The sequence below is a fragment of the Actinacidiphila sp. bgisy145 genome (assembly GCF_057708125.1).
On record NZ_JBYIRL010000030.1, the window covers coordinates 101,660 to 124,340 of the forward strand.

Below are 22,681 nucleotides of genomic sequence, written 5' to 3' on the forward strand. Positions count from 1 at the left end.
TCCCGCTGCCGGTTGCGGCGGATTCGTCCCGCCCCCCGCAGGGCACGGATCGACCATTCGAAAGGCCGGAAATGTCGCGGCGCCCTCAGCGCAGAGGTACATCGCCGCAGCAGTCTTCGGACACCCCCGTCCTCCGTGAGCGTCCGGAACCGGCCGCCACAGCCGGTCGTTGACCGGCAGCACCCCGCCCTGTCGAGTCCAACCATCAGGAGACCGTTCTCATGCATGACGACCGCCAACTGGTCGAGGCCCGCCTGGAGCGCGTCCTGCGGGAGCGCATCCGCCCGGCAATCCACCCGGAGACGGTGCCGCTGACCGTGGAGATCTGGTCCACGTCCGGTGAACCCGTACCTGTGGCGGAGGGGTTGTCGGCACAGACCCGGCCCATCAGCGCGGGCACGCCTTGGGGTGCGCCCTGGGGTACGAGCTGGTTCAAGGTCAGCGGAACGGTGCCCGAGGACTGGGCCGGCCGGACCGTCGAGGCCGTGCTCGACCTCGGCTTCACCCCGCGCAGCCCCGGCTTCCAGTGCGAGGGCCTCGTCTACCGGCCCGACGGCACACCGATCAAGGGGCTCCACCCGCGCAACTCCGCTGTACGCGTGGCCTCGCCGGCCAAGGGCGGCGAGCAGGTCCACTGGCACATCGAGGCCGCGTCCAACCCGGTCATCGACAGCGACGTGCCGTTCATGCCCACGCCGCTGGGCGACCGGGCGACCGCCGGCGACGCCCCCCAGTACGTCCTCGGACCGATGGTTCTGGCGGTCTTCGACGAGACCGTATGGAACCTGGTGCTCGACCTGGAAGTACTCGGCGAGCTGATGGCGGAGCTGCCCGTCGAGGGTGCGCGCCGCTGGGAGATCCTGCGCGCGGTCAGTCGCGCACTCGACGTCCTGGACCTGCAGAACGTCAACGCCACCGCTCAGGCCGCGCGGGAGGCGCTGGCGGGTGTGCTCGCCGCGCCCGCGGTCCCGGCCGCGCACCGGATCAGCGCGGTCGGCCATGCCCACATCGACTCGGCGTGGCTGTGGCCGCTCCGGGAGACGGTACGGAAGGTCGCGCGCACCGCCTCCAACATGACGGCCCTGCTGGACGACGACCCCGACTTCGTGTTCACGATGTCGCAGGCCCAGCAGTTCGCATGGATCAAGGAGCACCGGCCCGAGGTGTACTCGCGGGTCAAGCAGGCGGTCGCCGACGGCCGCTTCGTGCCCGCCGGCGGCATGTGGGTGGAGTCCGACACGAACATGCCCGGGTCCGAGGCGATGGCCCGCCAGTTCGTCCACGGCAAGCGCTTCTTCATCGAGGAGTTCGGGGTGGACAACGAGGAGGTCTGGCTCCCCGACACCTTCGGCTTCGCCGCCGGCCTGCCGCAGATCATCAAGGCCGCAGGCTCCAAGTGGCTGCTCACCCAGAAGATCTCCTGGAGCCGTACCAACACCTTCCCCCACCACACCTTCACCTGGGAGGGGATCGACGGCTCTCGCGTCTTCACGCACTTCCCGCCGGTCGACAGCTACAACTGCGAGATGGCGGGCAGCCAGATCGCACACGCGGCGCGCAACTTCAAGGAGAAGGGCGCCGCCAGCCACTCCCTCGCGCCGACCGGGTACGGCGACGGAGGCGGCGGCACCACCCGCGAGATGGTCGCCAAGGCCGCCCGGCTGCGCAGCCTCGAAGGGTCGGCGACCGTGGAATGGGAGGCGCCCGCAGCCTTCTTCGCCAAAGCGGAGGCCGAGTACCCCGACCCGCCGGTCTGGGTCGGCGAACTGTACCTGGAACTGCACCGCGCCACCCTGACCAGCCAGGCCCAGACCAAGCGGGGCAACCGGCGCAGCGAGCACCTGCTCTACGAGGCCGAACTGTGGGCCACGACCGCTGCCGTCCGCACCGGCGCCCCTTACCCCTACGAGGCGCTGGACCGGCTCTGGAAGACGGTGCTGCTGCACCAGTTCCACGACATCCTGCCCGGCTCCTCGATCGCGTGGGTGCACAGCGAGGCCCGCCAGACGTACGCGCGAGTCGCGGCCGAACTCGAAGCGATCATCGCCCAGGCGCAGGGCGCACTCGCGGGCGCGCCGAGCGGTACGGGCAACCAGGCCGCGGAGACCGATGCCGCGGATCTGGTGTTCAACTCGGCCCCACACGGGCGCGGCGGCGTCCCCTCCGGCGGGGCGGCGCCGGGCACCTCCGCGGGCGCATCGGTGGCCCCCACCCCTCGCGAGAGCGGCGGCTTCGTCCTGGACAACGGCCTGCTGCGGGTCGAGATCGACGGACGCGGCCTGGTGGTCTCGGCCTACGACATCGCGGCCGACCGCGAGTCCATCGCCCCGGGGCAGGCGGGCAACCTGCTCCAGCTCCACCCCGACCTGCCCAACCAGTGGGACGCATGGGACGTCGACGCCTTCTACCGCAACGTCGGCACCGACCTCACCGACACCACGGACCTCCGTCCCGACGGCACCGGAGTGCGGATCGAGCGCACTTTCGGCAACTCCCGCGTCGTCCAACTGCTCTCGCTGCCCGCGGACGCCAAGCGGATCGACATCGACACCGAGGTCGACTGGCACGAGACGGAACGCTTCCTGAAACTCGCCTTCCCGCTGGACGTACGGGCCGACCGGTACGCTTCCGAGACCCAGTTCGGCCACGTCTACCGGCCCACCCACCAGAACACCAGCTGGGAGTGGGCGAAGTTCGAGGCGTGCAACCACCGCTTCGTCCACCTCGACGAGCCCGGCTGGGGCATCGCCCTGGTCAACGACGCCACCTACGGCCACGACGTCACCCGCGCGGTGCGCACCGGCGCCGACGCGGGCACCACGACCACGGTGCGGGCCTCTCTGCTGCGGGCGCCCCGCTTCCCCGACCCCGAGACCGACCAGGGAGTCCACCGCTTCCGGCACGCCCTGGTGCCAGGCGCCACGATCGGCGACGCCGTCCGCGAAGGCTACCGGGCCAACCTCCCCGAGCGCCGGGTGGCCGGCGCGAACACCGTCACACCCCTGGTGACCGTGGACAACGACGCCGTCGTGGTGAGCGCCGTCAAGCTCGCCGACGACCGCAGCGGCGACCTCGTCGTCCGCCTCTACGAGGCGAACGGCGCCCGTACTCGCACCACGCTCCGGGCAGACGGATTTGCCTCCGACCGGTCCGTCCTCACCGACCTGTTGGAGCGCCCGCTCGCGGACACCGCTCGACCGGATCTCGCCGACGACGGCCTGGCCATCACGCTGCGTCCCTTCCAGATGATGACGCTGCGCATCCCGCGCGCCTGACCACCACATCCCGCATACACCACGACTTAGCGCCCGAAAGACGACACCGGCCGCCGACGAAGGAGGTGAGGACGGGACGGCGGCTGGGCCACTCCGGTCGGCTCCGGAACCCGGTGGCGTAGCATGCCAGCCATCATCGCCGTCGAAGGGACGGCGGCCTGGCGCCGCGTCCGCCGTCCCAGGCTGGGAGAGACACGGTTGACGACCATCGACAGCGCCGGCAACGACAAACCGCCGATTCGGCGCGGCACCAACCTGCCCCGCATGGGCGACTACAACGAGTCCGTCGTCCTCGATGCCATCCGCCGCCACCCCTCCGGCCTGAGCCGGGTCGAACTCGCCCAGGCCACCGGCCTGTCCGCCCAGACCGTCTCGAACATCACCCGTCGCCTGCTCGACCAGGGCGTGGCCCGGGAATCCGGGAAGCAGAGCACGGGTCCCGGCAAACCACGTACCCTCCTCGAGGTCGTCCCCACCGCCCGATACGCAGTGGGTGTCCACCTCGATCCCGCGGTCATCACCTACGTCCTGGTGGATCTGCTCGGTGCGGTGGTCGCCCACCACAGCGAGCGCACACCGCGAGGCGGGGGCTCCGATCAGATCGTGGCCGACATGGCCGACTCCGTGGGCGCCCTGATCGACCGTGCTGGTATCGACGCCGAACGCCTGCTCGGCCTCGGCATTGCCGCTCCCGGTCCGATCGACACCGCGGCTGGCCAGGTCCTCGATCCCCCCGAACTCCAGGGCTGGGGCAGCTTCCCGCTGCGGGACCGGCTCAGCGAAGCGACTGGCTACCCGGTCCTGCTCGACAAGGACGTCACCGCCGCGGTCGTGGCCGAACGCTGGGCGGGCGCCGCCACCGCGAGTCACAATCTCCTGTTCTTCTACTTCGGCACCGGTTCCGGCATGGGCCTGGTGGTCCAGGACACGGTGCTGCGCGGCGTCTCCGGAAACGCAGGCGAGGTCGGCGGCCTCGGCGCGGGCTGTTCGATTCGTATGCTCGTCGACGAAGCCATCGGCCTCGGGGTGCTCGGCGGGGAGTTCACCGTGCTGGACCCGGCCGACGCCCCCCGCGGGGTCGAGCGGCTGGCCACGCTCGTCGCCGAAGGGGACGAAGCAGCACAGACCCTGATCGACCGACTGGCCGTCCGGATCGGCCGCGGGGTCTGCGCCGCCGCAACCCTCCTCGACATCGACACCATCGTTTTCGGCGGTACGACCTGGCAGGTGCTCGCCGATCATCTCCTGCCAGTCATCGAGCCGATGGTCGCTCGGTCCCCTTTTGTGAAGGCCACGCATCCGACGGCGGTCGTCACCACCATCCTCGGCGAGAACGTCGCCGCCGTAGGAGCCGCATCCTTGGTGCTGGACCAGGCGCTCTCCGCCCGGCCCACCTCGCTGCTGCTGGGCTGAACCCACCCACCGGCGTACCGCCTCCACCCACCGGCCACTGATCGCCCGCACAAACCGCCATCGCGCGGGGCGTGATCTGAGGCCGACGCCCCGAGGCACCGAAACCGCAGTCACCGACCTCACCTCACTTTCGTCCGTGCCAGGCGCAGAGGAGCCCCCAAACGGGCCCAACGCACTGCCAGCGACCTGGAAACCCCTTGACCTCACCTGGACATAACCCAGGAACCGGCTAACTCTGAAGCGCCGCCAACTTCCTCACCACGTCGATGGCCTTTGCATACCGCTCCGGCTCACCGGGCTGAGCCCGCCCAGCCGGCCCCGCACTCTCGCTGTGCGCGACGAGCCTGAAGATCAGCGCGCGAACCAGCATCTGCGACCAGTCAGGATGATCACCGTCACCGGTCAGCAGGTTGGACGGAAGGTCGAACCAGAGCAGACCGTCCGCGACCACGATGGCCTCGGCGAACGCCGGCGGCCGCCAATACGGCGAGAAGTCGATCACGGCAGGCGCTTCGTCCTCGGCGAAGAGCACATTGCCGGTGAGGTCACCGTGAATGAGCTGAGCGTCCGTCTGCCTTATCGGGCGCCTCAACGTCAGAAGAGCCGAGAACGGAGCGGTGAGATCGTCGATCACGTCGATGTTCTGCTCGCCCCACGCGACCCGATCGCCCACAGCCCACGGATGGGTTCGTCGGTCGAGGAAATCCGGTCGGCTCACTCCTCGCAGGGCAGCGTGGAAGGCACGCCCGGCCCTGAGCACACCGACCCAATGTTCGCGAGGGCCAGGCTCGCCGGCGAGGAACTGACTGGCCGTCCAACCGTCCACGACGCTCCGACCATCAGTGGCCCGGAGTTGCCGTGGGAGCCGGAAGCCGTCGTCCGGCGCCAGGCTCTCGAACAAGGAAGTCGCCCACTCAACCTCGTCGGCGGACCCGTCGGCAGGCTTGAACACGAACTCACCGACGAGAACGCTCCGCCCCTGCCCACCAATCAGTGGGACCGGGGAGCCCTTCACACCGAAGGCGTCAAGAACGGCGCTGGGCGGGACAGTAGTGCTTGGCAACTCAGTCATGCCCGGCATCCTTCCGACAACTCCTTGGCCAACGCACACGCTTTTCACCCACCTCGGGCCTCCACGGTGCTGCGTCATCGTCCCGGCCCTCCACAATCGGCCCCGCCGAAGCAGTCAGCACGGAGTAGGTCAACTGATGCCACACGCATGCCCAATTGGCGGTCAGCGGCTGTGAGTACTTCCTGACGCACCCGATCCTCGAGCTCGTCGATACCGGGAACGAAAGGCAAAGCCACCTCCAGTCGCACGCGGACCGGCGCACCGCCGGCCCGCACTCCGGCGTCGGGACTCCCGAACGGTTCGTACAACTCGTCCACCACGATGGGCGTGATGCAGCACGAACCCGCTCGCACCCCCGGAAGCGACTCGGCGGCTGCGCACAGCACCCGTGCCATCTCCGTCTCGTCGAACCACGTGTCACCGTCGGAGTCGCCGAATGGCCGGCGGCGACCAGACCGAGGCTCCAGGCGGACCATATCCATCACGCGTTCGGCGAGATACTCCGTGTCCTGCGGAGCGCCACCGGAACGAAGCTCCAGGACCGCGGCTCCGAGCAGATCGAGGTCGGCCAACGCGGCCATGCAGTAAGGGCAAGTGCGAGCATGCTGATCACTCTCGCTGCCGCCCTCGCTCTCCCAGACATCGGAAAGCATCCGGCCACACACCAACCGCTCATCTCCCGGCATCTGTTCCGGCACCGGACCACGCATGCGGCCCCTCCCACTCGGCTTGTCGGTCATCGCCATGCGCCCATCGCCTCCGTCAGGCCACGTCGTGCACGGAAGATACGGCCGCGAACTGCCTGAGTGCTGATCCCGACCAGCTCGGCGATCTCCTCGTACGTCTGTCCGTTCAACTCTCTGAGCACCCAGCAGGCCCGCTGTTCCGGCGAGAGCCGGGACAGTGCCTGGAACAAGGCGCTGGTTGCGGCCCGCGACTCGGCTACGCGCTCGGGCGAAGCCTGGTGGTCCGGTGCCACCGGCTCAGGGGAGCCGTCGAGCGGGACGACCGGGCGACGCGAGCGCAGGAGGTTCAGACAGCGGTTGGTGACGATGCGGTATATCCACGTCTTGAACCGCGCCTCGCCGCGGAACTCGGGAAGCCTGCGCCAGGCGCTGACGAAGCCGTCCTGAACGGCGTCCTCGGCCTCGGCGCGGTTGCCGAGCAACCGCTCAGCAAGCTGCAGCAGCGGCCCCACATGCCTTTGCACGAGCGCGGCGAAGGCGTCCTCGTCACCCTCTCCCGCGCGTACGGCGAGTAGCTCGTCGACCGGTGGTTCGGACGTGAGCAGACCAGCTCCCGTCTTTGTCGGCGGTGGCCCGATCGTGGATGTGACGTAGCTTTCCGAGGCGCTTGGCAGCGCCGTGTTGCCGGTGCCCGCGCTACCCGGCCTGGTGATTTTGCGGTGTCCCGACACGCGGCGGCTCCTCTCGTTTGTTCATTTCTTTCGACACGCGAGAACGGCGAATGTCACGCAGCCACGTCGGATCAGTCCGGAAAAAAAAATCCCCACTGCGGACGCGTGACGAATCGGGGTCTGCGGGGTCCAACTCATTAACCGCACGTCATGACAACGCACGATCGAGGAGGCAGTGATGAAGACTCAGCAGATCGAGGCATTCGCGTACGGGACGGTCGAGAGCGGCGTAGGGCCCGGCTGGAGTGCCGCGATGTCCACCCCCGACCGCCCCACCGCGAACGAACCGCTCGCGTATAGGGGAGAGCCAAGGTCGGCCGCTGGAGGTGACGAAGCCGCGCACCCGGTCTTCAAGGTCATCGGGACGACCGTCCGCCGCGGGTTCCCCCATACCCGGGACGCCGCCAGGGCACTGCCCGCAGCCACCAGCGGCTCGCCGCGAGTGCGTGCGCCCGGGCCCCACCCTGACGAAGGACGAGGTCTGAGCGGCAAGGTGGGCTGCCCACCGCCAATAGTGGGCCGGAAACCGGCCAACGACTACGGCTCGACATCTACGGGAGTTGTCTGTGCCCGGGCGCCCTCGTCATCGTCGAACCCCACCAACTCATGCCCCAGGGCGCCCTGCTTCGTCCGGCTCAGGGTCGACTCACGCTTATCGGCACCTCGTTGACGCGCTCACCCGCTCACCCGCTCACCCGCTCACCCGCTCACGCGTCCAGCATCCAACTGCCGGGTGCCCGCGCGTCCACGCGTCCAGCCGTCCAGTTCCAGGCGCCCACGCGAGTGGGTGGACAGGCGCCCCGTACGTGGAAACAGCTCGCCATATCCCGGTCGAACCCTGACAACGCCCCTCCGTCTAGCCCTCCCCGCCCGCCTCCCCGTTCCCGCCCCGAATACATCCGATGACACCCCCGCCCCGCCCGGCTTGCCCCCCACGCGCCCCAAAGTGCCAACGGCACTACCGATAACGGAGGTTGCCGCGCGCGGCAACCAACCCCGTGTCTGCCCCCGCATCAACCTGCTCCGCCAACGCTCTCCACCGGCGCCCTCTGCCAACCTCGACCGGCGCCCTTCCACCGCTCCTCCACCGCCGCCTCCCCCCCGGCACGCCGCGCGGAGTACCGCCTCCCGTGCCCCCGGCCCGGTTCGTCCGTTCTCACCCGCCCCGCCCGTCCCCGCCCGTCCCTGCCCGTCCCTGCCCGCCCCGCCCGTCCCTGCCCGGGTCGCCCGTCCCCACCCGCACCCCCCCTTCCCCCGCCGCCCGCCCCCTCCCGGTTCGTCCGTTCTCACCCGCACCGTCCCCGTGGCCCCCGCCCCGGTAGCCCGCACCCCCGCCCCACCCCCGCCGCACCCACCCGCCCGCGCCCCCAAGCCCCTCCCACGGCCCCCATTCCCTCATTGGTCCGACCGCTTGCCGACGTCATTGACGTGTCCCTGCCCGGTGGCTAACTTCGCCGAGAGCGCTCTCCTCTCGTCGGCGTCCGTAGGGCGCCCCTGAGCCCCGGAGTCCCCCCATGTACGCACTCTCATCGGTACGCGTTCCACCTCCGCACGGCTCGACAACGTTGTCCTATCCCGCTCACGACTCCGGAGTTGCGCTCCCGTGAAGCGGACGACGTTGCCGTACTTACGAACAGAGGAGAAAAACCGCGATGACACGACTGTCGAGACCACCCGGAGCTGCCGTGATCGGCGTGCTCGCGGCTGCGGCGTTGGCTGTGGCCGGGATGTGCACCCCCGCGTCGGCGGCAGGGAAGAAGGCCGCGCTGGTCACGTCGCCGGCCACGTTGGTCAACCCGTTGATCGGGACGTCTAACCAGGCTGACGACTTCCCGGGCGCGGATGTGCCCTTCGGCATGGTGCAGTGGAGCCCGGACACGCCGTCGCGTCCGTCCGGCGGCGGCTATGAGTACAACGACTCGTCGATCACCGGATTCAGCCTGACCCATATCTCCGGGCCGGGGTGCGGGGCGGCCGGTGACATCCCGGTGCTGCCGACGGTGGGTTCGGTGAACACCGGGGCGACGGACGCGTTCTCGCACGCGAACGAGTCGGCGTCCGCGGGGTCGTACAAGGTCACGTTGAACAACCAGGTGACCACGGAGCTGACGGCCACCACACGGAGTGGGATGGCGCGGTTCACGTTCCCGTCGAGCACGCAGTCGAACCTGGTCTTCAAGTTGACCGGGAGCCAGAACGGCGATTCGGCGACGCAGTTCACCAAGGTCTCGAGCACCGAGGTGAGCGGGCAGGTCACCAGCGGCCACTTCTGCGGGGCGGGGAACACCTACACGGTGTACTTCGACATGGTCTTCGACCAGCCGTTCGCCTCGGAGGGCAGTTCGGCGGTGAAGTCCACGTCCACCACTCCGAAGACGTCGGGCAAGGCGTCCAAGAACGCCGCGGAGCAGCCCAACAAGCCGGTTCTGCACGGCACGGTGCCCAAGGCCGACAGCGTGTCGCCGGACGCGTCCGCGTCGAACGGCTATGTCACGTTCAACACCACCTCCAACCCGGTCGTGCAGGCCAAGGTGGGTGTGTCGTACGTGTCGGTCGCCAATGCGGTCGCCAACCGTACGGCGGAGAACAGCGGTTGGGACTTCGACGCGACCAGGAACGCCGCACAGAGCGCCTGGAACAGCGAACTCGGCAAGGTGCAGATCGCCGGCGGCACCTCGGCGCAGCAGCAGAGCTTCTACACCGCGCTCTACCACTCGTTGCTGCACCCGAACGTGATCAGTGACACCAACGGCCAGTACTACGGCTTCGACGGCAAGACGCACACGGTGGACTCCGGCCACAGCGCGGCGTACGCCAACTACTCCGGCTGGGACATCTACCGTTCCCAGGCCCAGCTCGAAGCGCTGATCGACCCGAAGGCCGCGTCCGACACCGCGCAGTCCATGGTCGACGACTACGCCCAGACCGGCATCTTCCCGAAGTGGTCGGAGGACAACGGCGAGTCGTACGTCATGGTCGGCGACCCCGCGGCAGCGATCATCGCGGACTACCACGCGTTCGGCGCCACCCAGTTCGACACCTCCGCAGCCCTGACCGACCTGGTCGCGCAAGCGAGCAAGACCAACAACGACCGGCCCGGCCTGAACTACCTCACCTCGCCCGGGTACATGCCGCACGACGGCAGCTACGGCTGCTGCAACTTCTACGGCCCGGTCGCCACGACCCTGGAGTACAACACCGCCGACTTCGCGCTGTCCGCCCTCGCCGGCGCGCTCGGCGACAGTGGGGACCAGAAGACGTACGCCAACCGCGCGCAGGACTGGCGCAACGTCCTCAACCCGGCGTCCGGGTTCGTCGAGCCGCGCAACGCCAACGGCTCGTGGACCGGCGGCTTCGACCCCACCAGCGGCACCGACATGGTCGAGGCCGACTCCTGGATCTACACCGGCATGGTGCCCTTCGACGTCGCCGGCCTGGCCAAGGCCAAGGGCGGCGACGGCGCCATGAACGACTACCTGGACACCACGCTGCGCAGCTTCACCGGCGCCAACGGGTACGCCTGGGTCGGCAACGAGCCCAGCATCGAACTCCCCTGGGAGTACGACTACACCGGCGCCCCGTACAAGACGCAGGGCACGGTGCGGGCGATCCAGGACCAGATCTGGTCGAACACCCCCGGCGGTCTCGCCGACGGCAACGACGACCTCGGCGCGATGAGCGCCTGGTACGTCTGGGCCGCGCTCGGCATGTACCCCGAGACCCCGGGCACGTCCGACCTCGCCCTCGGCTCGCCGCTGTTCACGCAGGCCGTGGTCACCCTGCCGTCCGGCAAGACGCTCACCGTCAACGGCAACGGCGCCGCCGACAACGCTCCGTACGTGCAGTCCGCGGCGTGGAACGGTTCGGCCTGGAACAACGCCTACGCCCCGACCAGTGCGATCACCGACGGCGGCACCCTGGACTTCACCCTGGGTACCAGTGCCAACACCTCCTGGGCGACCGGGGCGTCCGCGGCCCCGCCGTCGTACGCCGGTGACACCACCGCGCCGGCCTCCCCGAAGATCGGTCCGGTCTCATCCGCCGTCGCGTCGAACCTGTGCGTCGACGACGCGACGTCCGGCACCGCCGACGGCACCCACGTCCAGATATGGGGCTGCGACGGCACCTACGCGCAGGACTGGATCGTCGCCTCCGACGGGACACTGCGCACCCTCGGCAAGTGCATGGACGCCAACCACAGCGGCACCACCAACGGCACCCTGATCCAGCTGTGGACCTGCAACGGCAGCGGCGCCCAGCAGTGGACCGCGGGTGCCAACGGCTCGCTGGTCAACCCGGAGTCCGGGCTGTGCCTCGACGACCCGAACTCGTCCACGACCAACGGCACCCAACTCCAGCTGTACAGCTGCAACGGTTCGGCCGCGCAGAACTGGAAGCTGCCCAGCTGAGCAACGCCCCACCCGCCCCACCCGCACACCCGTGCCCCCGCGCGCCCCGTCCCTCCGGGCGGGACGCGCGGAGGGCCCGCCCCACCACCGAAACCCCGCGCGACCGCGTCGGCACGGCGGGGTTCGGGTGTCCATATTGGCACGTGTCGCTTTTTGGACAACACCGCCTGCTGACGGGTGAATGCCCAGGTCGTGGCGGGGTTGGCGCCATGTGTCCGGGTCAGTGGCGACAAAAGGTCGCTAGGCACCGCACGGCCTTTCGGATATCAATTCATCACGGCACTTCGCGGCGTGACTCCCCGTCCCCGAAGTCGCCCAGGCGCCCAGGGCGCCGCCGGCCGCGGTTTCCCCGTATCGCTGCGGCCGGGCGCCGCCGAGGGTACGACCGGTCTGCTCGCCCGGTCTCCCGGGGGGGAATCCTCGGTGGCCGCCATGCGGGGCCTTCCGGCCCGACGGCCCCGCACCGCCTGTCCCCGCGCGTCCACTGCGCGGGGACAGGCGCGAAATCCGCGGCCGGGGCAGTTTCGGGCCGGCACCTGGAGTATCAAGCCGGCGGCTGGCCCGGCGCTGCCGCAGGCGGATGCCCCGTGGCGCGAAAGCGGTTGGGCGCGATCGCCCGCATCAGTGCCGGGTCCTGGGCGAGCTTCAGGCCCGCCTCGAAGCGGCTGCCCGCGCCCAGCCGCTCCATGAGCTTCGCGATCACCCGTTGGACGGTGCGCCGGTGCACGCCCACCTTGCGGGCGATCTGCTCGTCGCTGAGGCCGGTGGACATCAGTCGGATGACCACCCGCTCCTGCGCGGTGAGTTCGGGGGACCGGCCGGCCACCGCGCCGGCGCCCCGCTCGTCGCGCAGCGCCTGCTCCACCGTCGCCGCCCGCAGCCAGTAGTCGTCGAAGACCGCCGTCAGCGTCTGGACCAGGTCGGTACTGCGGATCAGCAGCATCGGGTTGTCGTAGACCGCGTGCGGGTTGGAGGGCATGCAGGCCAGTTCGTTGTCGTGCAGGAGGATGTCGCAGGGTGCGTGGTCCAGCAGCCGGACGCTGACACCGAGGTCGGCGGCCTCCTGGAGGTAGCGCAGGTGCCGGGGTGTCTGCACCATGGACAGCGGGTAGATCGCCCGCAGCCGCACACCCCGCTTGATCAGCTGCGCGTCGCGCTTCAGGGAGCTCTCCAGCACATCGGCCGGCGGCATCGGCCCGGGATGCAGCGAGTCGGAGGTGCGCTGGATGGTCTCGGTGAGCGCGTCGAGCACCCGGTGCTTCGACCAGCGGTCGCGGATGTATTCCACCTGCACCTTGGACGCGACGCGCTCCACCGCGGGCCGGTAGACGTAGAGAAGCGCCTGGCTGACGTCGCGCAGCGCCTCGGTCCGGCGGGACTGCTCCTTGGCGGCCGTGTGGTACGCCTCCAGGGTGCGGACCAGCGCCGTATCCGGGTCCACCGATTCGATGTGGCCGTCGCCCCGTTCTTCGACCAGCCCGATCTCGGTCAGCCGCCGCAGCGCGGCCGCGGCCTGGCGGGTGTCCAGGCCGCTCGCTGTCCCCAGGTCGCTCTGCACCGCGCTGCCCAAGCGGCGCAGCGCCTCGTACACCGCGAGTGCCTGGTCCTCCTCATCCGGCATCCAGCCGGCCCTCCCCGCGTCAGAGGTCGAACTCCGCGGGGTTGAGGCCCACCGCGAAGCACGCCTCGCGTACCAGTCCCTGCTCGGACTTGTCGAACACGCCGTCCGCACCGCCGATGACGATACCGATCTGGATCACGGCCCGCGCCTCGGTGGGCTTCTTCTTCGCCTTGGCGACCTCCTGGAGGACGGCCACCTTGCCGAACTCGAAGTCCGCGGCAAGCCGGTTGAGGTAGTCCTCGAAACGGCGGTGGAGGTCGTCGGCCGGGAAGTTCTGGAGGACGTCGTTGTTGGCGATGAGCGCGGCCACCCGCTGCCGCTCCTCGGGCGCCACGTTGCCGTCGGCCGCGGCCACCAGCGCGCAGATCGCCATGCTGGCGTCGCGGAAGGCGCCGCTCTTCAGGTCGTTCTTCTTGGCGGTGAGCTGGGTCTGCATGTCCTGGGCGGATGCCTTGAAGCGGTCCCACAGTGCCATGGCGTCTCTCCTGAGCGTGTGTCGGTACGGTACGGGGCCGCGCTGCGGTCGTACGGTGCGTCGCTGTTTCCGTACCGGGAACTCCTCCCGACCGTAAAGGAGTTCCCAAGGGCGGTGCGGCGGGTGAGTGGGCGCCGGGGCGTTCTCCCAGGTACGCGCCCTGACCCGCCCCGGTTCGGCCTCGTTCGCTGTGAGCGAACAACCCGCACATGCGGGCGGCGTCCAGACGGCCGAACGCACGAACGGCCCCCGCCGCACCGGCGTTGCCGGGCGGGGGAGCCGTCGGAGCGGGCGCCCTTGGCGCCTGGGCCCTCGAAGTCGGGGCCCCTGGAGCCGGGTCCGGTCAGAGGTTGACGCCGAAGTCGCTGGCGATGCCGGCCAGCCCGGACGCGTAACCCTGCCCGATGGCACGGAACTTCCACTCCGCACCGTTGCGGTACAGCTCGCCGAAGACCATCGCGGTCTCGGTGGCGGCGTCCTCGCTGAGGTCGTAGCGGGCGATCTCGGCGCCGCCGGCCTGGTTGAGGACGCGGATGTACGCGTTGCGCACCTGACCGAAGTTCTGGCTGCGGGTCTCGGCGTCGTAGATCGACACCGGGAAGACGACCTTGTCGACATCGGCCGGCAGCGCGGCGAGGTTGACGTTGATCTGCTCGTCGTCGCCCTCGCCCTCACCGGTGACGTTGTCGCCGGTGTGCACGATGGTCTGGTCCGGGCTCTGCTTGTTGTTGAAGAAGACGAAGAAGCCGTCCGAGTGGACCTTGCCGGTGGCGTTCACGGCGATCGCGCTGGCGTCGAGGTCGAAGTCCGTACCGGTGGTGGTGCGGACGTCCCAGCCGAGGCCGACGGTGACGGCGGTCAGGCCGGGCGCCTCCTTCGTCAGCGAGACGTTGCCGCCCTTGGTCAGGCTTACCGCCATGGGAAGTCCCCTTTGTGTGGTCGTAGGTGTTGCGGACGAAAGTACCGTCATCCGTCTGAACGCGGCGCGGGGTTCGTACGGTTCCGCTCCCGCCGGAAATCCCCGTGACGTGGCGCGGCGGACGCGCGACCATGGAGGCATGCCCGGGCCACTGATCATCCGCGGCTCGGTCTCCGTCCCGGAGTCCGAGCTCATATGGCGCTTCTCGCGCTCGTCCGGACCCGGCGGCCAGCATGTGAACACCAGCGACAGCCAGGTCGAGTTGCGGTTCGACCTCGCGGCGAACGAGTCGCTGCCGCCGGTGTGGCGGGAGCGGGCCCTGGAGCGGCTGTCGGGCCGCCTGGTGGGCGGTGTGCTGACCGTACGGGCCTCCGAGCACCGTTCGCAGTGGCGCAACCGCGAGACGGCCGCGGCCCGGATGGCCTCGATCCTCGGGCAGGCGACCGCCCCGCCGCCCAAGGCGCGCCGCCCCACCCGCATCCCCCGGGGGATCAACGAGAAGCGGCTCCGCGAGAAGAAGCAGCGCGGCCAGACGAAGAAGGGCCGCAGCGGAGCCTGGGACTGAGCCGCCGCCGTCCGCGCCCGGGCCCGCCGTCCGCGCCCGGGCCGACCGGTAACGCCCGCGCCTTGACCGTCACGCCCGCGCCTTGGCGGCCGTACCCGGAGATCAGGCGAGGTAGCGGTAGCGCCCGCGGAAGTACGTGAGCGGGCCGCCCTCGGCGCTCGGCGTGCGCGCGGTCAGCACCCGCCCGATGGCGAGCACATGGTCGCCGGCGACCACACTCTGCTGGGTCTCGCACTCGAGTATCGCCAGCGCACCGCCGAGGACGGGGGCGCCGGACGCCTCGCCGCGGTAGTAGGCCACGTCCTCGAAGAGCAGCCGGTCGCTGATCCGCCCGCGCATCGCGAACCGCCCGGCGATGTGCCGCTGGCTCTCGCTGAGCACCGACACCGCCCACCGCGGCTGCCGGTCGAGCAGCTCCTCCATCCGGGACCCGACCCGCACGCTGACGAGCACCAGCGGGGGTTCGAGTGACACGGACATGAACGCGGTCGCGGTCATGCCGACGTCCTCGCCGCGCGGCCCGTCCTCCGGGTCGTGCGCGGTGATGAGGACGACGCCCGCCGACAGGCGTGTCATGGCGGCGCGGAAGTCGTCGATGCTGACGGTCTGGTCCATGGTGGTCCCAGGATGCCGTCCGGGGGGAGTCTGAGGCACGTCTCCCAACGGTACGGGCCGGTCGGGGGCGCCGGCATCGGGCGGGGGTCCCATCGGCGCGGCTGCCGGGTCCTAGGACCTCCGGCCCGCGGTCCGCCCCCAACAGCCCGCCCAGCTGTGTGACTTGAGTCACAAGAGGCATGAATTGTTGACCCTGTGTACCGACTGCACAGCTCGCTGTGATTCAGTTGCGTTGTAATTGGAAGACTGTGAATTACGGCGCGGTCGCTACGGCGGCCGGAGCATGGAAAACCTCGCTGGATTTGCCATCTGACCGTGGGGAGGTCGCCAGGCATGGACACCGAGTCGGAGCCGTACGTCCGTCTCGCGACCCTGCGTCAGCTCCACCAGGTCGTGGCGGACCTCAACACCGCGCGCAGCCTCGCGGACGCGCTCCAGGCGGTCGCCGACGGCGTCGTACGCGGCCTGGGGTACGAACTGGCCGCCGTGAACCTGGTCCGGCCCGACGGCGACCTCGTGGTGGCCGCGTTCGCCGGCAGCGCCGCGGGCGAGGCGCTGCTGTCCGGCCGGGTCGGCTCGCGCAGCTCCTGGGAGCGCCGGCTGGCCATGGGCGAGCAGTGGGGCACCCTCCGCTTCATCCCGCACACCGAGGGCTGGGTCCTCGTCGACGACGACGTGCCGCAGTGGCACACTGAGGGCCCGCCGCCGCGCTTCCCGGACGAGTGGCACCCCGGCGACCGCCTCTACGCGCCCATGTACGCCTCCCAGACCGTCGGCAGCGAGCTGATCGGGGTGATATCCGTCGACCGCCCCACCAGCGGCCGCCACCCCGGCCCCTGGGGCTGCGAGGCCCTTCAGATGTACGCCTTCCAGTCCGGCATCGCGATCAGCAACGCCCGGCTGCGGGCGAACATGCAGCGCGCACTGGTCCGGCTGGAGCGCGACCAGCAGGCGCTGCGGGCCAGCGAGGAGAGCTTCCGGCAGGCCTTCGAGTACGCCCCCAGCGGCATGGCCATCGCCGAGATGGGCGGCGACCAGCACGGCAAGCTGCTGCGCGCCAACGACGCGCTGTGCCGCCTGCTGGGGCGCTCCGCGTCCGTCATGCGCCGCTACTCCTTCTCCGACCTGGTGCACCCCGAGGACGTCGGGGTCCTGCTGCGCACCTCCGCCGAGGGCGGCCGGGCCGAGTTGCGGCTCGCCCGGCGCGACGGCAGCTACGTCTGGGTGAGCCTGCGCAACTCCGTGGTCGCCGACACCACCGACGGGCCGCGCTTCCTGCTGACCCACGTCGAGGACATCGAGGAGCGCAAGAGCCGGGAGCTCCAGCTCGCCCACCGCGCCAGCCACGACTCCCTGACCGGGCTGCCCAACAGCGCCGAACTGCGCTCCCGGCTCTCGGCCCGGCTCTGCTCCCAGCCCCAGGAGCGCTCCGCCGCCGGCACCTCCGGGCTGCCCCCCGAGCCCGACGGCAGTGGCGACGGGTTCGCCTTCAGCTACGGCTACGGGCCCGACGAGCTGGCCGCGCCGCTCTCCTTCGACTCCCACGTCCACACCGTCGCGCCCGACGAGAACGACGAGGAGGGCGCCGGCAAGGGCCTCGCCGTGCTCTTCTGCGACCTCGACGGCTTCAAGTCCATCAACGACCGCTTCGGCCACCACACCGGCGACGCCGTCCTGATCGAGGTGGCGCGGCGCCTGACCGGCGCGGTCCGCGACGGCGACACCGTCGCCCGGCTGGGCGGTGACGAGTTCGTGGTCCTCGCGGACGGGCTCGCCCCCGCCGACGCGACCGACCTCACGGTGCGGCTGCGCAACGCGATCATCCCCCCGATCCGCGTCGACGGCCGCGCCGTCCGGGTCGGCGCCTCCTTCGGCATCGGGTGGGCCGGCTGCGGTATGACCGCCGAGGAAGTGCTCCACTCCGCCGACCAGCGGATGTACGTCGAGAAGCGCTCCCGGGCGACCTCCCGGCCCAACCACCGCAGGGCCGGCTGACGCCGGCGCCGAACCGCCCCCGGGGTGCCCTCCGCGGAAGACGGTCACCCTTCAGGGGCGCGGGGAACTGCGCGACCAGCCGTCGCCGGCCGGTGGTCCGGAGACCCGCCGCGGGGGCTGGGCCTGCGGGCCCGGCGCGCCACCGGAAGTGGCTGGGCGCGCAGTTCCCCGCGCCCCTTATCGGTTGCCCTCGCCGCGGAGGGCGCCCGCGGGGCACCGCCGCCCGCGGAGGGCGGCCACGGGGCGGCGGGCCGGACCGGAGGTCCACCTTGGGGAGTAGCGGGGATCGCTCTGCGGGCTGACCCCGCGACGCTCAGCCGTGCCTACGCTGGGTTATGTGCAGCGCGTCTACGAGTTCCTCCGCAGACACCCGACGTGGGTCGACAGCTTCTGGGCCGTCGTCCTGCTCATGCTGTGCGCGCTGTGGATCATGGTGGACGACTCGCTGCACTGGTCGCAGCGCTACCTCGCGGTCCCGCTGGCCTTCGCCCTGTGCGCGGTGGTCGCGCTGCGCCGCAGGGCGCCGGAGCGGCTGCTGCTGGTCGCGTTCGCGGTCGGCCTGCTGCAACTGGCCCTGAACGTGCAGCCCAACCCGAGCAACATCGCGTTCCTGGTGATCATCTACACCTGCGCGTCGAACGGGGCCCGCTGGTCCTCCCGGCTCGCCCTGACCGGGGGCCTGGCCGCCGGCCCGCTGGCGATGCTCCGCTGGCCCCAGCACAGCGAGTACTCCACCGTGTGGACGACGCTGCTCCAGACGTTCTTCCTGACGGTCATCTACGCGCTGTCCTGGGTGATCGGCGACCGCCTGCGCACCCGGCGGGCGTACTACGCGGAGCTGGAGGAGCGGGCCGCGCGGCTGCACCGCGAGCGCGAGGCCCAGTCGAAGGCCGCGGTGGCCGCCGAGCGGGCCCGGATCGCCCGGGAGCTGCACGACGTGGTGGCGCACAACGTGTCGGTCATGGTCGTCCAGGCCGACGGCGCCGCCTACGTGCTGGACGCCGCGCCGCACCAGGCCAAGGAGGCGCTGTCCACGATCTCGACCACCGGGCGGCAGGCGCTCGCCGAGATGCGCCGGCTGCTCGGGCTGCTGCGGGCCGGGGACGACGCGGGCGGGGAGTACGTCCCGCAGCCCGGGGTCGACCAGCTCGCCGACCTCATCGACCAGGTGCGCGGCGCCGGGCTGCCGGTGCGCTTCGAGGTGGCCGGGCAGGCCCGCCCGCTGTCCAGCGGCGTGGAGCTGACCGCGTACCGGATCGTGCAGGAGGCGCTGACCAACGTCCGCAAGCACGGCGGCGACGGGGCGAGCGCCAGCGTGCTGCTGGGCTTCGGGGACGCCGCGCTCGACCTGCTCATCGAGGACGACGGCAGGGGCGCGCGGCAGGAGCTGTACGCGCAGGGCGGTCAGGACGGGCTCGGGCAGGGGCTGATCGGGATGCGCGAGCGCATCGGCATGGTCGGCGGCACCCTCACCGCGGGGCCGCGGCCCGGCGGCGGTTTCCGGATCAGCGCGGTGCTGCCGCTGCGCGGCGCGGGGTGAGGCCCGCGGCCCGCCCCGGCTGCCGCCCGTACGCACCTGTCCTGTCCCTCCCCGTCCCCGCCTCGCCCCCTCCCCGCAAGTCCCGGAAGTCCCCGCAAGTCCCCGTACGTCCCCGAAAGGACCCGATCCGATGGCGATCCGCGTCATGCTCGTCGACGACCAGGTGCTGCTGCGCACCGGCTTCCGGATGGTGCTCGCCGCCCAGCCGGACATGGAGGTCGTGGCCGAGGCGGGAGACGGCGCCGAGGCGCTGGAGGTGCTGCGGCACACCCGCGTGGACGTGGTGCTGATGGACGTGCGGATGCCGCGGATGGACGGCGTGGAGGCCACCCGCCGGATCTGCGGGGGCGACCGCGGCACCACGGACCGCGGCACTGACCGGGGTACGGCGGACCGCGGTGCTGCCCCGGACGCGCCCCGTGCCGAGCCGGGCCCCCCGCGCGTGCTGATCCTGACCACCTTCGACCTCGACGAGTACGCCTTCACCGCGCTCAAGGCCGGTGCCAGCGGCTTCATGCTCAAGGACGTGCCGCCGGACGAGCTGCTGACCGCGATCCGGGCCGTGCACAGCGGTGACGCGGTCGTCGCCCCCAGCACCACCCGGCGCCTGCTGGACCGCTTCACCCCGATGCTGCCCACCTCGCCCGAGCCGGCCGCCGGGGCCGCCGCGACGGACCGGCTCACCGACCGCGAGCGCGAGGTGCTGCTGCTGGTCGCCCAGGGCCTGTCCAACGGCGAGATCGCCAGGAAGCTGGTGCTGTCCGAGGCGACGGTCAAGACGCACGTCGGCCGCATCCTCACCAAGCTCGAACTGCGCGACCGGGTCCAGGCGGTGGTGCTCGCCTACGAGTCCGGCCTGGTCCGGGCCGGCGGCGGCGCGCCCGGAAGGTGATCTTCCGGTGAAGGTCGGGAACAACCGTGCTGTGCGGGGGAGTTCAGGGGGAAGAATGCAATCCGACCGACTGACCCACCGGCACCACCCGTACCGGCCACGGACCGACCGCCGGCGCCGCGCCGTCACCACCTCGGCAGGGTGGCCGACCAGCTAGGGGGAGCACCACATGCGCGCCATCGTCATCGAGGAGTTCGGCGGCCCCGAGGTCCTCACCCTCGCCGACGTGCCCGAGCCGCACCCCGGACCCGGCCGGATCACCATCGACGTCGCCTACGCGGGCGTCAACTTCGCCGACATCCTGGCCCGTACGATCGGCTACCGCGTGACCGGCCTGCCCCACCGGCCCGGGCTGGAGGTCTCCGGCCTGGTCCGCGAGGTGGGCGAGGGCGTCGACGGCTTCACCGCCGGCCAGGAGGTCGCCGCCTTCCTCGACGGCGGCGGCTACGCCGACATCGTGGACGCGCCCGCCGCCGCGGTCTTCGCGCTGCCCGGCGGCGTCGACCTGCGCACCGCCGCCACCATGCCCAGCGTCCTGCCGACCGCCTACGCCCTGCTGCACGAGGTGGCCAGGCTCCGCGAGGGCGACACCGTCCTGGTGCAGGGCGCGGCCGGCGGGGTCGGCACCGTCGCCGGCCAGCTCGCCCGGGCCGGCGGCGCCAGCGCGGTCTACGGGGTCGTCTCCAGCCTGGACAAGGCCGAGCACGCCCTCAAGTCCGGCTACGACCAGGTGTTCACCGCTGACACCTTCGACCAGGACGTGCTGGCGGCGACCGGCGGCCGCGGCGTGGACATCGCGCTCGACTCGGTCGGCGGCGAGACGTTCCGCCGTACACAGGCGGTGGTCGCGCGGTTCGGGCGGCTGATCTCCTTCGGCAACGCCGGCGGGGAGGAGCCGTGGCAGGTCGGCCCCGCCGACGTCATGGCGCCCGCCCTGTCGGTGGGCGGCTTCTCCATCCTGTCGCTGGCCGCCTCGGACCCGGCGCTGCTGCGGCTGATAGCCGACCGGGCGTTCCACACCGTCACCGAGGGCGGCGTGGAACTCCCCGTCAGCGCGGAGTTCCCCCTCGAGGAGGCCGCGCGGGCACACGCACTGGTCGAGTCGCGGACCAGCACCGGCAAGCTCCTGATCCGCGTGGCCGGCTGACCACCCGGCCGCCCGGCCGGCCGACCGGGCCGCTTCCGGGGGTTCAGCGCAGGCGTGCGGCGAACTCCGCCGCGGCGGCCCGCACCTCGGACTCCGTCCACTCCAGGGCCGATTCGCCCACGGTGACCTCGGCCATCGACAGCCCGGGCGGCCCGGGCTCGGAGAAGCGGCGCAGGCCGAACAGGCTGGTGCCGGTCTCCTCGGCCATGCGCAGCCCGGCGTCGTCCAGCGCGTCCGCCGGGTACGGCAGCCACATCTGGAACTGGTGGGTGTGCGGCTCGGCCGGGTGCGTCAGCGGCACCGCCACCCCGGCGTCCGCCAGGCCCTCGCGCAGCGCCCGCGCCACCGTCTTCGCGTGCGCGACGTACTCCGGCAGCCGCGGCAGCACCCGCTCCAGTCCGGCCAGCGCGGACAGCGCCGCCGGGAACTGGTGCGCGATCTGGCCGCCGTAGCGGTGCCGCCACGCCTTCGTCTCCGCCACGAAGTCCGCGGGGCCGGCGAGCGCGGCGCCCGAGAGCCCTTCCAGGGACTTGTAGAAGCTGACGTACACGCTGTCGGCGAGCCCGGCGATCTCCGGCAGCCCCCGGCCGAAGTGCGGGGCGCACTCCCACAGCCGGGCGCCGTCGAAGTGCACGACCGCGTCCCGCTCACGGGCGGCGGCCACCGTGGCCTCCAGCTCCTCCCAGGTCGGCAGCACGAACCCCGCGTCGCGCAGCGGCAGTTCCAGCATCAGCGTGCCGAACGGCTCGCCGAGGTCGCGAATCTCGTCCGCCTCCGGCAGCCGCCGCTCCCGCGTCGGGTGCACCGTACGCAGCCCGCTCACCGTGCTCAGCGCGTCCCGTTCGTACATCTCCGGGTGCGCCAGCGGGTGCAGGGCCACCACGGAGCTGCCGGTCCGCCCCGCCCACGCCCGCAGCGCCGCCTGCTGGGCCATCGTGCCCGTCGGGAAGAACGCGGCCGCCTCCGTGCCCAGCAGTGCCGCGACCCGCGTCTCCAACTCCGCCACGACGCCGTCGCCGTACATGTCCGCGGGTGCGTCCAGATCCACGCCCGCGGTCTCCGCGTCCCGCGCCAGTTGCGCCGACCACTCCCGCAGGGTGCGGTCGTGGCCGTCGCTCAGTACCCGCGTACACGCCTCCACGGCCGCCCGCCGCCGCTTCCGTAGCTGCTCCGTCGTTTCCATCCCCAAAGTGTGCGCTGCCGTGACGGGACCCTCCGGGGTGCCCCCGTGCTGTCGGCCGAGGGACCGCCTGCCCGTGGGTGGCTTCCCCTCCGGGGTGCCCAATCCGGTCGGTGGCGGGATCTTGGCGGTGCGTCGTGGCTGGT

Annotated in this window: 16 protein-coding genes; 8 read left to right on the forward strand and 8 right to left on the reverse strand. The window is 71.2% G+C overall.

Annotated features, from left to right (window positions below; translation table 11 throughout):
• The first annotated feature begins 221 nt into the window (after positions 1-221).
• Positions 222-3,275: an alpha-mannosidase gene (locus AC3ERT_RS25620; RefSeq protein WP_435177022.1), complete on the forward strand. Its 3,054-nt coding sequence runs from the start codon at positions 222-224 to the stop codon at positions 3,273-3,275.
• A 264-nt stretch (positions 3,276-3,539) separates the two neighbouring features.
• Positions 3,540-4,688 carry an ROK family transcriptional regulator gene (locus AC3ERT_RS25625; protein ID WP_435177052.1) on the forward strand — a complete coding sequence of 383 codons (1,149 nt, stop codon included), beginning with the start codon at positions 3,540-3,542 and terminating at the stop codon, positions 4,686-4,688.
• Positions 4,689-4,917: 229 nt separating this feature from the next.
• On the opposite strand, the gene AC3ERT_RS25630 is transcribed toward AC3ERT_RS25625, so the two are convergent.
• From AC3ERT_RS25630 to AC3ERT_RS25640, 3 genes are all read right to left on the reverse strand, one after another.
• Positions 4,918-5,760: an aminoglycoside phosphotransferase gene (locus AC3ERT_RS25630; protein WP_435177024.1), complete on the reverse strand. Its 843-nt coding sequence runs from the start codon at positions 5,758-5,760 to the stop codon at positions 4,918-4,920.
• Positions 5,761-5,834: 74 nt separating this feature from the next.
• Positions 5,835-6,506: an Asp23/Gls24 family envelope stress response protein gene (locus tag AC3ERT_RS25635; RefSeq protein WP_435177026.1), complete on the reverse strand. Its 672-nt coding sequence runs from the start codon at positions 6,504-6,506 to the stop codon at positions 5,835-5,837.
• Complete coding sequence (locus AC3ERT_RS25640; RefSeq protein WP_435177054.1) at positions 6,497-7,051, reverse strand: RNA polymerase sigma factor; 555 nt, start codon at positions 7,049-7,051, stop codon at positions 6,497-6,499. Before AC3ERT_RS25640 ends, AC3ERT_RS25635 begins: the two co-directional genes overlap by 10 nt.
• Positions 7,052-8,829: 1,778 nt before the next feature.
• Between AC3ERT_RS25640 and AC3ERT_RS25645 the strand changes: the two genes are divergently transcribed.
• Positions 8,830-11,586: a lectin gene (locus AC3ERT_RS25645; RefSeq protein WP_435177028.1), complete on the forward strand. Its 2,757-nt coding sequence runs from the start codon at positions 8,830-8,832 to the stop codon at positions 11,584-11,586.
• A 544-nt stretch (positions 11,587-12,130) separates the two neighbouring features.
• Here AC3ERT_RS25645 and AC3ERT_RS25650 read toward each other — a convergent pair.
• The 3 genes from AC3ERT_RS25650 to AC3ERT_RS25660 all read right to left on the reverse strand — a co-directional run bounded on the left by AC3ERT_RS25650 (position 12,131) and on the right by AC3ERT_RS25660 (position 14,601).
• Positions 12,131-13,207 (reverse strand): helix-turn-helix transcriptional regulator, encoded by a 1,077-nt coding sequence (locus AC3ERT_RS25650; protein WP_435177030.1) that lies wholly within the window; start codon positions 13,205-13,207, stop codon positions 12,131-12,133.
• A gap of 19 nt (positions 13,208-13,226) precedes the next feature.
• Complete coding sequence (locus tag AC3ERT_RS25655; RefSeq protein ID WP_335983639.1) at positions 13,227-13,682, reverse strand: tellurite resistance TerB family protein; 456 nt, start codon at positions 13,680-13,682, stop codon at positions 13,227-13,229.
• Positions 13,683-14,025: 343 nt separating this feature from the next.
• Complete coding sequence (locus AC3ERT_RS25660) at positions 14,026-14,601, reverse strand: TerD family protein (protein WP_435132742.1); 576 nt, start codon at positions 14,599-14,601, stop codon at positions 14,026-14,028.
• Positions 14,602-14,740: 139 nt separating this feature from the next.
• Here AC3ERT_RS25660 and arfB point away from each other — a divergent pair, with 139 nt between their 5' ends.
• Entirely contained in the window at positions 14,741-15,166 is a 426-nt protein-coding gene (gene arfB / locus AC3ERT_RS25665; protein WP_335983633.1) for an alternative ribosome rescue aminoacyl-tRNA hydrolase ArfB, read from the forward strand.
• Positions 15,167-15,268: 102 nt separating this feature from the next.
• On the opposite strand, the gene AC3ERT_RS25670 is transcribed toward arfB, so the two are convergent.
• Entirely contained in the window at positions 15,269-15,781 is a 513-nt protein-coding gene (locus AC3ERT_RS25670) for a flavin reductase family protein (RefSeq protein WP_335983630.1), read from the reverse strand.
• Positions 15,782-16,114: 333 nt separating this feature from the next.
• On the opposite strand from AC3ERT_RS25670, the gene cdgB reads away from it, so the two are divergent.
• The 4 genes from cdgB to AC3ERT_RS25690 all read left to right on the forward strand — a co-directional run bounded on the left by cdgB (position 16,115) and on the right by AC3ERT_RS25690 (position 21,355).
• Positions 16,115-17,776 carry a diguanylate cyclase CdgB gene (gene cdgB / locus AC3ERT_RS25675; RefSeq protein ID WP_435132744.1) on the forward strand — a complete coding sequence of 554 codons (1,662 nt, stop codon included), beginning with the start codon at positions 16,115-16,117 and terminating at the stop codon, positions 17,774-17,776.
• A gap of 337 nt (positions 17,777-18,113) precedes the next feature.
• On the forward strand, positions 18,114-19,316 hold the full coding sequence (locus tag AC3ERT_RS25680) for a sensor histidine kinase (protein ID WP_335983624.1): 1,203 nt from the start codon (positions 18,114-18,116) through the stop codon (positions 19,314-19,316).
• A gap of 130 nt (positions 19,317-19,446) precedes the next feature.
• Complete coding sequence (locus AC3ERT_RS25685) at positions 19,447-20,208, forward strand: response regulator (protein WP_435177032.1); 762 nt, start codon at positions 19,447-19,449, stop codon at positions 20,206-20,208.
• A gap of 169 nt (positions 20,209-20,377) precedes the next feature.
• Positions 20,378-21,355 (forward strand): quinone oxidoreductase family protein, encoded by a 978-nt coding sequence (locus AC3ERT_RS25690; RefSeq protein WP_435177034.1) that lies wholly within the window; start codon positions 20,378-20,380, stop codon positions 21,353-21,355.
• A 43-nt stretch (positions 21,356-21,398) separates the two neighbouring features.
• Here AC3ERT_RS25690 and AC3ERT_RS25695 read toward each other — a convergent pair whose 3' ends face one another.
• A complete protein-coding gene (locus AC3ERT_RS25695; RefSeq protein ID WP_435177036.1) occupies positions 21,399-22,538 on the reverse strand; it encodes a threonine aldolase family protein in 1,140 nt (379 codons plus the stop codon).
• Positions 22,539-22,681 lie beyond the last annotated feature (143 nt).

Coding starts and splice junctions, on each gene's coding strand:
- AC3ERT_RS25620 (WP_435177022.1), top strand. CDS start 222: ATGCATGACGACCGCCAACTGGTCGAGGCCCGCCTGGAGCGCGTCCTG.
- AC3ERT_RS25625 (WP_435177052.1), top strand. CDS start 3,540: ATGGGCGACTACAACGAGTCCGTCGTCCTCGATGCCATCCGCCGCCAC.
- AC3ERT_RS25630 (WP_435177024.1), bottom strand. CDS start 5,760: ATGACTGAGTTGCCAAGCACTACTGTCCCGCCCAGCGCCGTTCTTGAC.
- AC3ERT_RS25635 (WP_435177026.1), bottom strand. CDS start 6,506: ATGGCGATGACCGACAAGCCGAGTGGGAGGGGCCGCATGCGTGGTCCG.
- AC3ERT_RS25645 (WP_435177028.1), top strand. CDS start 8,830: ATGACACGACTGTCGAGACCACCCGGAGCTGCCGTGATCGGCGTGCTC.
- AC3ERT_RS25650 (WP_435177030.1), bottom strand. CDS start 13,207: ATGCCGGATGAGGAGGACCAGGCACTCGCGGTGTACGAGGCGCTGCGC.
- AC3ERT_RS25655 (WP_335983639.1), bottom strand. CDS start 13,682: ATGGCACTGTGGGACCGCTTCAAGGCATCCGCCCAGGACATGCAGACC.
- AC3ERT_RS25660 (WP_435132742.1), bottom strand. CDS start 14,601: ATGGCGGTAAGCCTGACCAAGGGCGGCAACGTCTCGCTGACGAAGGAG.
- arfB (WP_335983633.1), top strand. CDS start 14,741: ATGCCCGGGCCACTGATCATCCGCGGCTCGGTCTCCGTCCCGGAGTCC.
- AC3ERT_RS25670 (WP_335983630.1), bottom strand. CDS start 15,781: ATGGACCAGACCGTCAGCATCGACGACTTCCGCGCCGCCATGACACGC.
- cdgB (WP_435132744.1), top strand. CDS start 16,115: ATGGACACCGAGTCGGAGCCGTACGTCCGTCTCGCGACCCTGCGTCAG.
- AC3ERT_RS25685 (WP_435177032.1), top strand. CDS start 19,447: ATGGCGATCCGCGTCATGCTCGTCGACGACCAGGTGCTGCTGCGCACC.
- AC3ERT_RS25690 (WP_435177034.1), top strand. CDS start 20,378: ATGCGCGCCATCGTCATCGAGGAGTTCGGCGGCCCCGAGGTCCTCACC.
- AC3ERT_RS25695 (WP_435177036.1), bottom strand. CDS start 22,538: ATGGAAACGACGGAGCAGCTACGGAAGCGGCGGCGGGCGGCCGTGGAG.